The organism is Bacillus cereus group sp. N11 (genome assembly GCF_016483605.1).
GTDB classification, from domain to species: domain Bacteria; phylum Bacillota; class Bacilli; order Bacillales; family Bacillaceae_G; genus Bacillus_A; species Bacillus_A toyonensis.
Window position 1 is genome coordinate 580,304 of sequence record NZ_JAEHBN010000001.1, and the last position, 15,892, is coordinate 596,195.

The following is a 15,892-nucleotide window of genomic DNA, read 5'->3' on the forward strand; positions in this document are numbered from 1 at the left end:
TCTATATGAAAGAGATCATTTTTTATTGTTAGCTTACCTTTTTTAAATTGAGAGCTGGCTTTTTGATTCCGCCTTTTTTTACAACATATAAACCCACAAAGATTATAAGTCCGCCAACGAGTTGCATCATATTGATTTGCTCTCCAATTGTTACAGCTGCAAAGATCACTGCGAATAATGGTACGAGATACATATAAACCATTACTTTCGTTGAACCGATTTGACTAATACCGACATACCACATTGCTAGTCCAAATATTGTCGCAAAGATGATTGAATATGCTAGTGAACCCCAGCTTGGCATGTCTACTGGCCACGTTAATGTGTTTACGTTGAATAAACAGTATATAACTAGTGGTACAATTCCAATTAAAGTAGACCATGACGTGACTCTCATTGCGGAGTATTTTGTAATAAGAGGTTGCGCTAATATTGGATACCATCCCCATGCAATTGCTGCGACTAATCCAATTATATTTCCGAGCCACGCATATTCGTAAGTAGCTCCTCCTGTATGCCCTGTTAATAAAACGAATGCTGCACCAATAAACGCTACTATTGAACCAATTTGTACTTTCATCGAAAAACGTTCTTGTTTGTGTAATACTGCTAATATCCCTGTAAAAATAGGTGACATCGCAATTAATAATGAGGCGTTCGTTGCTGAAGTATATTTCACAGATAACATAAACATCGTTTGATACATTGTCGTTCCAACGATGCCGACTGCTACTAATCGTAACCAATCTTTTCTTTCAATACGTAATGAGCGTTCCATAAAAAATGTAATAAGTAATAATACCGGTGATGCTACTAAAAATCGTAAACTATTAAATTGAATGGATGACATAAATGCCACGCCATACTTTCCAATTGTATAATTTGCTCCCCATACTAATGCTACTGATACTAGGAGCCATTCCATTTGCCATCGTTTCATCCGAATCTCCCCTTCCCTATTTAGCATAGTAAAATTGGCTGGATATAACACCGTCCAATTGGCTGTTTTTTTACCCAGCCAATTTGCTATACTTAATGTATTGAAAAGATACGGAGGCGTTTTTTATGGAATGGAAGCTAGATAACGACAGTAAAATCCCTATTTATCAGCAAGTTGTTGACTTTATTGAAAAACGTATTACATATGGAGAACTTCCTCCAGGTAGCTTCCTCCCTTCCGAACGGAAATTAGCTACACAGTTAAATGTAAACCGAAGTACAGTAACGACTGCTTATAATGAACTACGTGCTATGGGAATTGTAGAAAGTACAACTGGTAAAGGTACACGTGTAAGTACACATATGTGGGGTGTTTCTCCAACATTAACACCAAACTGGAGAAACTTCGTAGAAGGTGGTACGTTTTTACCAAACTTACCGTTACTTCGCCATATTCGGGCAGAAGTACAACAAAATGAAAATATTATAGATTTTGCAAACGGAGAACTCGGTTGTAATCTCTATCCTCATGATCAACTACAAGCGATTTTGCGAGAACAACCGTTAACGCATTCATTAAGTTACGATCACCCGCAAGGTTATCTCCCATTAAGACAAGCGGTAGTAAAATATATGAAGGAATATTTAAAAGTGGAAGCGACTGAACAATCCATTATGATTACATCCGGCGCTCAGCAAGCACTTCATCTTATCGTACAATGTTTATTAAATCCAGGTGATGCTGTTGCTTTCGAAAGTCCTTCACACTGTTATTCCCTGCCTCTATTCCAATCAGCAGGTATTCGTATTTTCCCATTACCTGTCGATGAACATGGGATTAATCCAGATGATGTACAGGAGTTATATAGAAAACACCGTATTAAAATGATCTTTTTAAATCCAAATTTCCAAAACCCTACGGGAACGATGCTTCATCCAAACCGTAGAAAAAAACTATTATCACTTTGCGCAGATTTACGAATTGCAATCGTTGAAGATGATCCATCCAGCTTGCTTACGTTAGAAAAGAAACAACCTTGCCCTACTTTGAAATCGATTGATGAAAATGGAACAGTCATTTATGTACATTCCTTATCAAAGATGATTGCACCAGGATTACGAGTCGGCTGGCTCGTCGCCCCGCAGTCTGTAGTAGAAAGGTTATCCGACGCAAGGCATCAAATGGAATTAGGTATGAGCATTTTCCCGCAGTGGCTTATGCAACAATTTTTCGAAACTGTACCATTTCAGTCTCATATCGTACCGTTACGAAAACAATTAGCGGAAAAAAGAGACGTTATCGTTCGCGCCTTAAATGAGCAACTTCACGACAAAATCTCTTTTTCAAACCCGACCGGCGGTATATACATATGGGGAAAATTAAACGAACCGATAAACGAAAAACAACTCATTATGCAAAGTTTAAAACAAGAAATCGCCTTTATGCCAGGCAGTATTTTCGGCGCGAAAGATGGTTATATTCGTTTATCTTATGGAAAAGTGAATATTAATCAAATTGAGGAAGGGATTTCTCGTTTACGTGAGGCTATTTTGGTTTGCGGGAAATAAAATAACTTTTTAATACATTTAAAACTTCTTTATTCATTAACTCCAGATAATAAGTTAGCAAAAAATAATGAAAAGAAGCTTCATTCCAAAATTAAATTATAAGAAAGCTCCTGATGATTGATACAGGGGGCTTTCTTTTCCAGATTTTTCGTTTTTCTCTATATTTCTTTCCTACTTCTAAGAATGATTCTTATAAATTGTAACTCATTATGATTAATTCACCTTTCCGCCCATCCTTAATAGTCCTCTTTCATATTCCTAACTACACATTTATTATAAATAGAGAAAATCAACTCTCCATTCTCACAATCTAGCTGTATACTTAATAAATACTATGGGATTTGAAGTTTTTATCTCCGCATTCTCACCCTCAAATATATATATTTGTTTATTTTCAATATCAATAAATGCCATAAGTCCATTCTCATTATATGCTTCTGAATATTCACCATCTATTTTTATTCTTTCAAAAGAAGAAAAAGAAGAATGTACTACTTGATATTCGGAAAGCTTCATCATTCGCTTTCCTTCCGGTACATGCACAATTTTCGGATCATCATCGGGTAAATATTCTAGTCCGATTTTATTCGGCGCAACGAAAATTAATAGATGCAATGGTTCCATTTCATTATTTTTATAGCCATGTATATGGTTCTTCCATCCAAACACTACCTCTCCTTTTGATGCACGAATTATTTTTTTATTTGAAATATAATAATCCAAATGACCTGACAACACAACGGCACAATCTTCTCCAAACGGATGGCTATGAGGTGGTATTCCTTCTTGCAATTGAAAAATCACTTCATACACCCAATACTTATCATCATTCGTTTTATAAATAAGATCATTTTTTGATATATTAATAGTTGTTTGTGATAAATCTAAACTCCTCATTCGGCCCTCCTGATTAATTTCAGACTTACTTATCTTTTGAAACCATTGCATAGAGCAGTAACATGAAATGATCCTCTAATTTAAAATACATTTTATTTATATATATTCAATCGCTATTTTATCCAAATAAACGCTATTAAAAATCAATCCGCAGAATGAAATTCAAATAAAACTTCCTAATACTTTCGTATTAAGAAATTTTCACATCACTACATATAACCACTTATTAAAATCTATAGTACATTCGTTATTTAGTTCGAAATATTCGTTTATCTTATAAAAATACATACGTATTAAATTGCGGAAGATATTACTCGTTTGACAAAACCTAATTCTACCATTATTATCAACACGAACCTATTTATAGGAGTGATAATAATGAAAATTTACGTTGATGCAGATGCTTGTCCTGTAAAAGATGTAATTATTTTTGAAGCTACGAATGCAGAAATCCCTGTAACCCTCGTTACTAGCTTTTCTCATTATTCTAATGCTAAGCAGCCAGCAGGTGTGGAAACAATTTATGTTGATTCCGGAGCAGATGCTGCGGATTACCGGATTATGCAGTTAGCAAAAAAAGAAGATTTAATCGTAACGCAAGATTACGGTCTTGCTTCGCTCGCTTTAGCAAAAGGCTGTATCGTTCTACACCATAAAGGTTACAAGTATACGAATGAAAACATTGACCAATTGTTACAAACACGTTATTTAAGTGCAATGGTTCGAAAAAGCGGCAAGCGCACAAAGGGGCCAAAACCATTTACAGCAGAAGATAAAGAGAAATTTAGAGAGCTCTTTAAAAGTATAATTTCACTTTAGAAATGAACCTTCTATTTGTAGGGAAAGCTTTGTAAAAAAAAGAAGAGAATATCAAAATGAACATTCTCTTCTTGGAGTTTACCCGTTTAAAATGATGGTAAATTATCTAAGTTATTTTCCTTTAGACCATCCGGTTCACTACGTATAATATCTCTACCATACTTATGAAATACGTCCACATGAGCTAGCTTTCCTGATTTTGCTTCATCAAGAGCAGTAATATAATCTAACTCTCTCCCGCTACTTGTTTTAAAGGCAATTAAATCCCCATCATCATTTTTACGAACGGCAACAATTTGTTCTGCTCCTGAATCAACTTCCTGAGCTACTTCTAATTGAGCTTGCTCTTCCCCTTGGTGTAAGTATTCATTATAAACTTTTTCAAAGTCTTTTTTATCCATAAAACTCACCTCCAACACATTTTATTAGTATGGTTGGGAAGTATTGGTTTTATGTAATTTGTTTTAAACTTAAGTGTTTTCAAATGAAAACATAGTCCCCTCACTATTTGATTGTAAAGTGTATTTTATATCGAACATCTTTGATATACCTTCAATATTTTTCAAACCGAGTCCCGTTCCTTTACTATTCATATCAAACCCAACCCCGTTATCTCTAAAGGAAACAATATCATTGTCTATGAGGATCTCAAGTTTTTTAGCTTGTGAATGTTTAAGGACATTTTGAAAAATGTTATCAAATAGCCTTTGAATCCATAACTCATTACTATTCCATGTCAACTCTTTATCTTGTGAATTATATACTAATTCAATTTTATGAATGCTATACAAATAGCTCCATTTTTTAATCATATTTTCTATTAAATTATGTATATTCACTTCATCATTCACAATATAAGTATTCTCTAAGGTCTCTGTAGATTGAATATTAAATTCGTTAGTTAAATCACTTATATATTGTATCTGCTCATACAGTGATTCAAGTACTGGCGCTTGTGCTTCGTATTCGCCTTCTAAATAATATAATTGTAATCTAACTGCAGTTAAGGGTGTATTAATATCATGCCGTAATTTATTTAATAGCTCTTTTTTTATTTGTTCCTGTTGTTGTAGTTCTAATTCTCGATAAGTTGTTCTTTCTATAAGCAGGTTTACTGACCTAATCAGTTCTCCCATCTCATCATCACTTTTGACATCTATTATATTAGGGATTTTTTTATCACTAGCTAAATCTCGAATCGTTTGATTTAATACATTAATTTTATTTAATAATGAGTTTATCGATTTTGAAAATACAAAAGCTAATACTAATAGTGATAATAAAAATATGATTAACATAGTAGGATATGCAAAGGATTCGTGAAAAGGAATGTTCTTATTTTTAGTTTTAAAGGCAACATTATAAATAACTGATACAAAAATACTAATCGACAACAATAACAGAGGTACGCTAACAATAGCGGAGAATAGTAGTAACTGATATTTTTTCTTTAAGTTCATTTCTTCATATAGGTATTTAGTCTATACCCTTCTCCATAAATATTTTGAATAATATCACCTGTTTTATCATCGATTTTGGCCCTAATTTTTTTTATATGTACGTTCATGATATTTTGATTTCTATCTTCAAGTTGCCATAAGTAATCAAAGAAATGTTCTTTTGTTAGAATTCTATCTCTATTTTCATATAAATAGAAGAATATTTTACGCTCAATTGCAGTAAAAGCAACTTCATCACGCAAACCATTTATGAAAACTCTTTTATATTCTGCATCTATAAATAAATGGTTAATTTGCGCGAAAGTACCATATTGATTATCTAACATTTTCTGAATCCTTAACAGCAACTCTCTAGGATCAAAAGGTTTTATCATGTATTCTTCTCCAATAGTCAAACCTTTTAGTTTACTATCCATATCATTCCTAGCTGATAGAAATATAATTGGAATATTTAGTCCTAGATTTTTTATTTTCTTTGTAATTTGATAACCATCTTCGCCTGGTAACATAACATCCATTATGACTAAATCTATGTCATGAATTACATCAAGAACTTTCCTTCCCTCTTTCTCCCAATACACATTATACTTCTCGCGTTGCAAAATTTTTTGTAATAAATCTCCTATAATCAAATCGTCTTCAACAATTAATATGTTATATACTTTCATTATGTATAGACCTTTCGTCGCTAAAATAACAATAGCTTAGTTCTTCACTACTTTATTATTAATAAAATCCATAGCAAATTTGTATATTTCATCAGGAGCGTATAAATAAATACTATGCGTACCTTCAATTATTTTTACATCAGCTATTAATAACTTGCTAGCAAACTCCTTATAATCTTCGTTTTTTTGCTTTGTATACTTCGAATCTTTATATTGCCTAGCAATCGCATCTATAAATAAAATAGGTGTTTCTTTTGGGATTGATAAGGAATTTGATTTTTTACCGTTATTGTAGCTTTGTAAAAGCTCTTGCTTCATATCATCATTAAAAGCCCTCTTGTATGTAAGCGCTTTATAAATATCTTTTTCCTGTTCGTTTAAAAAGGATTGCCTAATGACTTCAGGATTATAAGTGATAGAGGGAACTAATCTCTGAAAACCAATTTTCGTTAAAATATTTATTCCTTTTATTTTTAATGAATCAACCATGCCTATTTTATGAGTTACGTACTGTTTAGGTAAACCAATATCTAACGCAATAATCCCTTTTACTTCATTTGGATATTTTTGTGCCCAATAAATAGCCTCTATTCCCGATAGAGAGTGTGGTACTAAAATGTATGGTGGTTTATTTCCACTTCGAATAAGCGCTTCTCTCGTTTGTTCTAGTATCATATCAATATCTCTATCATCTTGAAAAACATCACTGTATCCATAACCAGCTCTCTCAATTACAGAAATCTTGTTTTCTTTTGAAAATTCACTATATAAGCCTTTCAATTCATACACAGGAGCGGCAATTCCAGATCCGGCCATAAATACAAACGTCTCCTCCCCGCTCCCCTCATTATAAACATTCACTTTTTTATTATTGAAATTAATAAGTTCACCTTTATTGTTCATTAATTTCGATTCCATTTTTAATTGATAGTTATGATATATGAATACAGCGCCAGTTCCAAGAAAAATCATACTAATACAAACAAAAAATATTATCTTTCCTATCTTCAATACTTTTTTCATTTAACACCCCTTTCAGCCTATACTGAAAGGGTACAATGTAAAAATAAAGTTCTAATAAATTTTTCAATATTAATATCTACTTATTTTTTCTAAGTATGGACCTTTTTAATACCTACGTGCTTCCTTTAAAGTCTCCAATATATCATCTGTAAAGGCAGTGCTTCCCTCTTTCTCTAAAGCTATGAAATATAAACTTCTTAAGAAAGCTCTAATATTTTGTACTAAAATAGCATGCTGCGGATGTCGGATATCTTCAACAGTTGCTATACTATGTAACCAGTTGCTCCACTCTTCTTCAGTTAAAAGATTTTGGTTACGTAACGACATAATTGGTGCTACTAATCTCTCATCCTCAAAGTGAATGTATACGTAGTCATGTAAGCGTACCTTCTGACGAACGGCAGCTAGTATTGCATATGAGAACTCACGATTTTGGATTGTACGCGCTAAAGCATCGAGCGCATCTGCTGCATGTGCAGTAGAGTGTGCCCAGCCTTTTCCTTCTACGTAGCCTCTTACATCTTCTTCTAAATATACATATTCCAGCACTTGTTCTGCCACACTGTACAGTTGTTCTTCAGATAACAGTGGTTCTCTTTCATGAACAGATAAAATAAGTGGTGGAATTAATACGGAGAATGCTCGTTTAAAAACAGAGTCTGTTCCCTTTTCACCAATTTTATAAAATAAATAATCAGGGCTAATTGCTTGCAGCATTAATCCCCGTAATTCTTTTTGTCTAAACACATCATTTGTAATCCATTTGTGAAGCGTACTATATATCAAATCATCGCGCAGTTCAGCATCCTGTGATCCGATATAATCTAGCATCCACTGTGCATATGGATATGCATCTACGTCTTCTGGTACAGCATAATTGTTATTTTTAATTTGTAGTAGTTCTTCTTTTAGTTCTAGTACTTCATTCATTATATTTCTTGTCCCCTTTTTGCGTTTTTTATTGTCTTATCCCCTTTTATTTGCTTCATAAAATTAATTTAATTATAACAATAAACAAAAGACTATACATATATTTCTGATTATGTATTACGCTCTTTCATGAAATATAATTTCTGGATTTCCTAAATCACTATTCTGAAATATAACATCCGCACACTCTTTCGGATTATGCTCATCTATATACATTTTACAAGCTGCATGATACCTGTTCAAAAACATTTTCTCTGCTTCTTCATAACTTCCAAAAGCTTCAGTTTCCCACTTAGCACCACGTTTTCTCGCAATCTCAAAATCTGTATCTATAAAAATTGTATAATCAAATAGATGTTCAACGTCTTTTTTCAATAAAAATGTTCCATCTACTATTAACACCATATTTGGCGGGGCCACTAGCGGCGCGTTTTGTACAGGTAGGTCCGTTTTTAAATTATGAGAAATCGTTTCATACTGTAAATTCCCGTTAGGTCCTAAAGGCATTAATAATCTTTCTTTGAAAGCTGTATAATCGTGTGCATCTTCATAATACCCTCTTGCAGATTCTTTTCCTTTTGCATAACGAATCACTCTTGGATTATGAAAATCATCAATGCTGGCGCGTGTTACTGGTAATCCTCGTTTTTTTATTTCTTCCGCTAGTTCGTTTGCAAATGTTGTTTTTCCTGATGCTGTAATACCACTTACTCCAACTCTTATTGGATGAGTTAAGTTTAGCTTTAATATGTGATCTGCAATTTCTGTGATTCGTTGTTTTCGGTTCATGATATCTCCTCCTGCAATTTGTTTACATAACATAATTACGAGTAACAATTCATGTCACTTTTTTGTCGGTAAGTCGATATCCTTTCTCGAATCGTTGATATATGATGATTGGCTTACTTTCCCTTAAACCCTCGATACAAAGCAGTCCGTAACTCCTGTTTATATTCTTCAAGGTCTGGCATATCGAGTTCTTCTGCTAGCCTGATAGCTAATTCAATATCATACGGTACACGTACGAGTTGAATAGAAAAGCTTGCGGCTTCTTTTTCATTGTACGTTCCTTCAAAGATTAAATAGGATGCTTGTGTAATTTCAAGAGGATTTCCTACACTACCAGCGTTACATAACGTTTTCCCTCTGAAATTTTGAACGAACGCTTGGTGAACGTCACCATAGCAAACGACATCTGGTTTTCTTTCCCCTTCTATATTTTCCGTCAGATCACTATTTTCGAACATACTAATACGTTCTTCTCTTGAAGCGTGTGGTTGAATTCTTTCATATAAACTTCTCGGTGAAGCGTGAAACATACGAATGAGTTTTCCGCTCATAAAAAATTCGATCGAAAATGGTAAGCTTCTTAAATAGTCATTTTGTTCTTCTGATAATTGTTTTTGATGCCATTTTAATGCTTCAAATTCAGTCGGTTTTGTAATAAAATCATCCCAATTCCCCATTACAACGCCTTCGCATTCTTTACGAATGATTTCAATTACTTCGCTTGAATGAGGGCCTTTTCCTACTAAATCTCCAAGACAAATAATGCGCTCGATTCCTCTTAATTTAATATCTTTCAGCACAGATTCTAATGCCGGAATATTACCATGAATATCTGAAATTACCGCTATTTTATCCAAATGAATCCCTCCGTTATTTATTTTTCATTATATCCATATGATAGGATTGATACCATCTTGGAACATAGGACGAAAAATGATTATGTTCTTCTAAAATTCCATTTAGTCTTTCCTTCATATCATCTACTAGGTGCGGTGTGCTTCGGTTTGTCCAAACGATATCAGCTGGGAATGTCATTGCTGCATATAAGGAGTACAGCTGCCAAAAGTGAAGTGACGGTTCGCCTCCGCAATAACCGTGAACTTGTCCAACCGCAAATGGTTTGCTTATTCTTGTAGTAAAAATCGCTACATTATAAAAATCGTGTATTGGATCGCCAAAATCATATCCACCAAAATCGATAACGATAAACTCCTTGTTATGAATCATACTATTTGCTGGATGGAAATCATCGTGTAAAAGTGTGATTAGACGATTTTTTAATAAGTCTTTATGGTTTTCTACAAAGGTTAATACTGGCTTCAAATCCAGAAAATTCACCTCGTAGTCTGCTAGTGCCTCTATGTATCTTTCGTATTTATTCCATCTAAATGTTTCCCATTTATTACTTGCACTTTCTCTTTCAATTGAGTGAATTCTCCTTAATACTTCTCCTGCTTTTCTTCCTACATCATACTGTTCTTCCACCGATAACTTCCGTAAGCTCTCTTCACCATTTACTCCGTCAATCCATTCAAATACTTGAACACATTTATTTAATTCTTCAAGTTTTATAAAATGAATTAACTTGGGCGTTGGAATATGTAATAACTCTATTTGTTTCATATACGTATATTCTTCTAGTTTTCGTTCATAATTAGCAGAATCACACACTTTTACAAAATACGTTTCACGATTCTCTAGTTCAATTTTATATTTCTCCTCATGCGAAAAACCTTTTGTAATGGCTATACATTTTACAATACAGGGCCATTCTAGTTTTCTTTCTATCTCTCTTACTATTTCTTCCAAAACATCCCCTCTATTCATATATGTACAAACTACCTAACACTTCATACTCTCGTTTATTCTCCCCTTTAAACTCCACTGCAAAAGGATATTCACCATTCCTAATCAACTGTTCTTTCACTAGCCCTTCCCCAATCGGTTCACAAAACTGTACATGAATGTCACCAAACGCTACACTTTGGCACTCAGCATTCCATTTTTCATTTTTTGTGACTGAACTTGCAGTTAGCCCCATTACTTCTTTCCACTTTCGCACTGTGTCTCGAACATTTTTCACTGCATAATGGATCACTTCAATGTGTTGCACTTTGTTTTTATGTTCCGTGATCGTCCCTATGTTGCGTAAGTCGTTTCTTCTTTCTTCATCGGTTTCATTCCACTGTATAAAAAAAGGTAATCTCGGCCCGCTTTCTTCTTGCTTTACAAATAACATTTTCCATTCTAAAAGCCGGCCATCTTTTCTCATACGTTTCCCTTCAAATGGCCCTATCGTATGTAAGCCATGCTTACTAAACTTAACTGCTAGTTCTTCAATAGCATCTGTTCGAATTGCAATTTGTAGCATTCCTTCTCCATTTTGTAATTTCACCACCGTTTCTTGTACTAATGGATTTTCTGCTTCTTTCGCTTTTTCTTCATGCTGCACAGCTAAAAATTCTATGTATGATAAATCAAAATAACATAAACTATTCCAAGTTCCCCAAGTAGTATGCTCTCCGCCTAATACAGTATGAAATCCACGCTCTTGCATTTGTTTTGCTGCTTCCTCCGGTGTACAAGGCACTGCGTGAACAAGATGATCAAATCGTAACATGTCTTTCTCCCCTTTCTCTCCATCCTTTTATTGTATATTTTATTTTTCTTTCATTCAATTCAAAAAACTTAAAAACCTAGTTGATTTATATGATTAATATGTATTATAATGAAACAAATTTAATTATTGCTGATTGGAAAAACCAAAGGCACTTTTCTCATACGGGAAAAGTGCTTTTTTCATTTATTATTACAGGGGGATTATTTATGCAGAAATTAATTGTCTTTGCTATTATTGGATTTTTCGCTCAATTGATTGATGGGGCACTTGGAATGGCGTATGGGGTAACATCTACCTCACTATTATTAATGTTTGGTATTGCACCAGCTGTAGCATCCGCATCTGTTCACTTAGCTGAAGTCGTTACAACCGCAGCTTCTGGTGCATCGCACATCAAATTTGGAAACGTTGATAAATATACAGTTTCCAGATTAACATTACCCGGAGCAATTGGGGCATTTGTTGGGGCATGTTTTTTAAGTAATTTACCTGGCGATGTGATTAAACCGTACATTTCAATATTTTTATTCACTTTAGGCGTTTATATTTTATTACGATTCATTATTCAAAAACAAATTGTTACTTCCAAAAAGCGCATGTCTGCCAAACAACTTGTGCCACTCGGCTTATTCGCTGGATTCGTCGATTCAACTGGTGGCGGTGGCTGGGGTCCAATTACGACACCTGTACTGCTAGCAAGAGGAAATGAAGCTAGAAAAGTTATTGGATCTGTAGATACGAGTGAGTTTCCTGTTTCGCTCGCTGCAACAATTGGTTTCTTCATCTCACTTGGCTGGGAACAAGTAAGCTGGGTTTGGGTATTCGCCTTAATGCTTGGCGGTATTGTCGCAGCTCCAATTGCCGCATGGTTAGTACGTATCGTTCCACCTCATTTACTTGGGGTATTAGTTGGTGGCCTTATTATCTTTACGAATATTCGTACACTACTTACAACATTTAAAGTGGATCCAACTATTATTTCACTTTCTTACGTGGCAGTTGGTCTTGTCGTTATTATTTCTATTTTCATTGCTGTCCGTAATCATTCCAATCGTTCTAACGCATCAACAGGCGGCTATCCGAAAGATCAAAAACAAATGCTACCATAATGATAAAAAATACCGCTCGAACTATATCGAGCGGTATTTTTTATTTTTCTATTTTCCAATTAATCATCGTATCTGTTGTATCTACTCTCTTCATATGTAATTTCTCTAATACACGAATCGAACTACCATTTTCAAAGAGTGTCTCCGCAATAATTGTATCTACCTTTCCTGTCTGGAAAGCCCACTTTATTAATTCATCTACAGATTCTGTAGCATACCCTTTATTCCAATATTTCTCAATAAAACCGTAACCAATTTCTACTGTACGTTTCTCGTTCGGTTTCCCTTTAAATCCTATATCCCCTAGTACGATGTTATCTTCTTTTCGAATGACATACCACGCACCCCACGGTAATAAATCCTTATCTTGTTTTATATTTTCTACATGCCCTGCAATATGCGGGCCGCTATTGTATCCTTGATTCTTCGCAATCTGAACCCATTCTTCCGTACACGGGATAATATGTAATCTTTCTGTTTCTAATTTCATAACGATGTCCCCTTTTTAATTAAACAGTACTTCAATTTTACTACAAAAAGAAAGAATATTCACTTTTTTTATTTGCACATATGTTTTTTCTTTAGAACAAAATAAAAGAAGTGATACCCTTCAATCGTTATGTCGAATTATATTTTCTGAATTTTCTTTTAATTTTAAAGGGTTTTTCATTATTTTTTGCGAAACATTTGTATAACAATTTTTTCTTTGTTTATTGCTACATAATAGTAGGTTCGGGTGGAGTTATGCAAGCGTTTCCTATACAATAACCGATATTTTTTGACTTTTCCTAACAAAATTCCTTGCAATATATTCAGAAACTCATTACAATTGCCATATATTAAATATCTTAGCAATATATAAATCCTCATCAATCCGATGAGGTAGAGGTTGCGACTTTTAAAAGTAAAACGGACGAGACACAGAGAATGTCACTGACTCCGTTTGAAAGGAAAAGTTGCCGAAGTTTGTATTTCTTCTCTGGAAGTATGAGCTGGGGCTGTCTCCGAAAGGAACAGAACTGTCACGTTTACAAAATTACCGTGTAAACGTGGGGTGCTATCTTAACGGAAGGGTATGATGGGGTGGTTATTTGTGAAACGTTCCGCCTAATTCCTTTGGCGGTTTTTTGTATTTTTCTCCCCCGCTCCTTCCTAACCTACAAGAAAAGGAGTGTTGAACATGAATAGCGCAACAAATCAATCTACCTCTAAAACGCAAACTACACAAGGACAAGGTGAATTAAAACGCGGATTAAAATCTCGTCACCTTACGATGATTTCTCTCGGTGGTACAATCGGTACCGGACTATTTCTTGCCAGCGGTGGTGTAATCCATTCAGCTGGTCCTGGCGGTGCACTAATCGCATACGCCGCAATTGGAATTATGGTGTATTTCTTAATGACAAGCTTAGCTGAACTTGCAGCTTACATGCCTGTTACTGGATCTTTTAGCACGTATGCAACAAAATTTGTTGATCCATCACTTGGCTTTGCACTTGGATGGAACTATTGGTATAACTGGGCGATTACAATTGCGGCAGAACTAGCGGCCGTAACATTAATTATGAAATTTTGGTTCCCTGATACCCCTTCCCTCATTTGGAGTGGATTATGCTTAGCTATTATTTTTCTCTTAAACTATTTATCTGTTAAAGGTTTTGGTGAATCTGAATATTGGTTCGCACTTATTAAAGTAGTTACTATTATTATCTTCTTAGTTGTCGGCTTCATGATGATTTTTGGAATTATGGGCGGCGAATCTGTCGGCTTTAAAAACTTCACTGTTGCAGATGCTCCATTTAACGGCGGTATCATGGCAATTATCGGTGTATTTATGGCTGCTGGTTTCTCCTTCCAAGGAACTGAATTATTAGGTGTAGCTGCTGGTGAAACGTCTGATCCAGAACGCAATATCCCAAAAGCAATTCGTTCGATCTTTTGGCGCATTCTTTTATTCTATATCCTTGCAATTCTCGTTATCGGTTTATTAATTCCTTATACAACTGAAAGTCTTGCAGCAAGTGATGTTACAGTAAGTCCATTTACACTTGTATTTGAAAAAGCGGGCGTTGCCTTTGCTGCTTCTGTTATGAACGCTGTTATTTTAACGGCAGTTTTATCTGCTGGTAACTCTGGCATGTACGCATCAACTCGTATGCTTTGGGATTTAGCTCGTCAAGGAAAAGCACCGAAGTTTTTAGGCAAATTAGATAGCCGTGGTGTACCTGTTAACGCTCTAATCGCAACATCAGTAGTTGGTAGCGTCGCTTTCATCGCTTCTTTATTCGGTGACGGTGTTGTATATATTTGGTTATTAAACGCTTCTGGTATGTCTGGCTTTATCGCATGGGTTGGTATTGCAATTAGTCATTACCGCTTCCGTAAAGCATATATCGCACAAGGAAAAGATTTAAAAGACTTACCATATAGAGCAAAATGGTTCCCATTCGGTCCAATCTTCGCATTTACACTTTGCGTCATCGTAATTTTAGGACAAAACTACGGCGCATTTATGGGTGAATCAATCGATTGGAACGGCGTACTCGTTTCTTACATCGGTTTACCGCTCTTCTTAGTACTATGGTTAGGATATAAATTTACAAAGAAAACAAAAGTGATTCCACTTGATAAATGTGAACTAAAATAAAGTAGAGCGAGCAAACAATTTTGTTTGCTCGTTTTTTTTACAATTCTCTTTACTTCCCTATTTCTTTTGTTTTTGCAATAATAAAAGAAATAAAAATAAAGGTTGGGATACAATGAACATTCGTATTACTGATGAAGCAAAGGCAGCTATACATAGATTAGAACGTGAAGATAAAAAGATCATTCGCATTAGAGGAACAATGACAAACTCTTGTAGCATTTTCGTTGATGTTGATTTAGTTTGGGATACATACAATGCAGATGATATTGTATATGAGGATGAAATGCTTATTGTACAAATGGACTCATTCATGAAAGATTACACTGGTGATACAGTGAAACTTGATTATAAGACGACTGGTTTTAGTATTACGACTCCTAGTGAGACGTTAGTTTATGGATTGTCGATTAAAAAATAAAAAT

17 protein-coding genes and 1 riboswitch are annotated in these 15,892 nt (G+C 34.7%); of the genes, 5 read left to right on the forward strand and 12 right to left on the reverse strand.

Annotated elements, in window-relative coordinates:
• Positions 1–28: 28 nt before the first annotated feature.
• Positions 29–940, reverse strand: a complete 912-nt coding sequence (locus tag JDS98_RS03045; RefSeq protein ID WP_098711470.1) for a DMT family transporter — start codon at positions 938–940, stop codon at positions 29–31.
• 125 nt (positions 941–1,065) lie between these two features.
• On the opposite strand from JDS98_RS03045, the gene pdxR reads away from it, so the two are divergent.
• Positions 1,066–2,508 carry a MocR-like pyridoxine biosynthesis transcription factor PdxR gene (pdxR, locus tag JDS98_RS03050; RefSeq protein ID WP_098711469.1) on the forward strand — a complete coding sequence of 481 codons (1,443 nt, stop codon included), beginning with the start codon at positions 1,066–1,068 and terminating at the stop codon, positions 2,506–2,508.
• A 303-nt stretch (positions 2,509–2,811) separates the two neighbouring features.
• Here pdxR and JDS98_RS03055 read toward each other — a convergent pair whose 3' ends face one another.
• Positions 2,812–3,405 carry a cupin domain-containing protein gene (locus JDS98_RS03055; RefSeq protein WP_097980563.1) on the reverse strand — a complete coding sequence of 198 codons (594 nt, stop codon included), beginning with the start codon at positions 3,403–3,405 and terminating at the stop codon, positions 2,812–2,814.
• Positions 3,406–3,783: 378 nt separating this feature from the next.
• Between JDS98_RS03055 and JDS98_RS03060 the strand changes: the two genes are divergently transcribed.
• Complete coding sequence (locus tag JDS98_RS03060) at positions 3,784–4,224, forward strand: YaiI/YqxD family protein (RefSeq protein WP_000708767.1); 441 nt, start codon at positions 3,784–3,786, stop codon at positions 4,222–4,224.
• Between the two features lie 86 nt (positions 4,225–4,310).
• On the opposite strand, the gene JDS98_RS03065 is transcribed toward JDS98_RS03060, so the two are convergent.
• The 9 genes from JDS98_RS03065 to JDS98_RS03105 form a co-directional block, all read right to left on the reverse strand.
• Positions 4,311–4,625 carry a DUF3892 domain-containing protein gene (locus tag JDS98_RS03065; protein ID WP_098711468.1) on the reverse strand — a complete coding sequence of 105 codons (315 nt, stop codon included), beginning with the start codon at positions 4,623–4,625 and terminating at the stop codon, positions 4,311–4,313.
• A gap of 69 nt (positions 4,626–4,694) precedes the next feature.
• Positions 4,695–5,684 carry a sensor histidine kinase gene (locus JDS98_RS03070; protein ID WP_199633542.1) on the reverse strand — a complete coding sequence of 330 codons (990 nt, stop codon included), beginning with the start codon at positions 5,682–5,684 and terminating at the stop codon, positions 4,695–4,697.
• Positions 5,681–6,352 carry a response regulator transcription factor gene (locus JDS98_RS03075; RefSeq protein WP_098711466.1) on the reverse strand — a complete coding sequence of 224 codons (672 nt, stop codon included), beginning with the start codon at positions 6,350–6,352 and terminating at the stop codon, positions 5,681–5,683. The genes JDS98_RS03070 and JDS98_RS03075 overlap by 4 nt, the downstream gene beginning before the upstream one ends.
• A gap of 36 nt (positions 6,353–6,388) precedes the next feature.
• A complete protein-coding gene (locus tag JDS98_RS03080) occupies positions 6,389–7,375 on the reverse strand; it encodes an alpha/beta fold hydrolase (RefSeq protein WP_098911272.1) in 987 nt (328 codons plus the stop codon).
• A 105-nt stretch (positions 7,376–7,480) separates the two neighbouring features.
• Entirely contained in the window at positions 7,481–8,305 is an 825-nt protein-coding gene (locus JDS98_RS03085; RefSeq protein WP_098911271.1) for a DUF2785 domain-containing protein, read from the reverse strand.
• 117 nt (positions 8,306–8,422) lie between these two features.
• Positions 8,423–9,094, reverse strand: coding sequence for a nucleoside/nucleotide kinase family protein (locus JDS98_RS03090; RefSeq protein ID WP_098911270.1), 672 nt, complete (start codon positions 9,092–9,094; stop codon positions 8,423–8,425).
• A 113-nt stretch (positions 9,095–9,207) separates the two neighbouring features.
• Complete coding sequence (locus JDS98_RS03095; protein ID WP_098711463.1) at positions 9,208–9,951, reverse strand: metallophosphoesterase family protein; 744 nt, start codon at positions 9,949–9,951, stop codon at positions 9,208–9,210.
• Positions 9,952–9,964: 13 nt separating this feature from the next.
• On the reverse strand, positions 9,965–10,903 hold the full coding sequence (locus tag JDS98_RS03100; protein WP_098911299.1) for an aminoglycoside phosphotransferase family protein: 939 nt from the start codon (positions 10,901–10,903) through the stop codon (positions 9,965–9,967).
• 10 nt (positions 10,904–10,913) lie between these two features.
• Positions 10,914–11,714, reverse strand: a complete 801-nt coding sequence (locus tag JDS98_RS03105) for a VOC family protein (RefSeq protein WP_098911269.1) — start codon at positions 11,712–11,714, stop codon at positions 10,914–10,916.
• A 98-nt stretch (positions 11,715–11,812) separates the two neighbouring features.
• Here JDS98_RS03105 and JDS98_RS03110 point away from each other — a divergent pair, with 98 nt between their 5' ends.
• Positions 11,813–12,823, forward strand: a complete 1,011-nt coding sequence (locus tag JDS98_RS03110; protein WP_043323018.1) for a sulfite exporter TauE/SafE family protein — start codon at positions 11,813–11,815, stop codon at positions 12,821–12,823.
• Between the two features lie 40 nt (positions 12,824–12,863).
• On the opposite strand, the gene JDS98_RS03115 is transcribed toward JDS98_RS03110, so the two are convergent.
• Positions 12,864–13,313: a GNAT family N-acetyltransferase gene (locus JDS98_RS03115; protein WP_000764584.1), complete on the reverse strand. Its 450-nt coding sequence runs from the start codon at positions 13,311–13,313 to the stop codon at positions 12,864–12,866.
• A 385-nt stretch (positions 13,314–13,698) separates the two neighbouring features.
• Positions 13,699–13,891, forward strand: a riboswitch (Lysine riboswitch).
• 112 nt (positions 13,892–14,003) lie between these two features.
• On the opposite strand from JDS98_RS03115, the gene JDS98_RS03120 reads away from it, so the two are divergent.
• Both JDS98_RS03120 and JDS98_RS03125 read left to right on the forward strand, forming a co-directional pair.
• Positions 14,004–15,470: an amino acid permease gene (locus JDS98_RS03120; protein WP_001083390.1), complete on the forward strand. Its 1,467-nt coding sequence runs from the start codon at positions 14,004–14,006 to the stop codon at positions 15,468–15,470.
• 112 nt (positions 15,471–15,582) lie between these two features.
• Positions 15,583–15,888 (forward strand): iron-sulfur cluster biosynthesis family protein, encoded by a 306-nt coding sequence (locus JDS98_RS03125; RefSeq protein WP_097959355.1) that lies wholly within the window; start codon positions 15,583–15,585, stop codon positions 15,886–15,888.
• Positions 15,889–15,892: the final 4 nt, after the last annotated feature.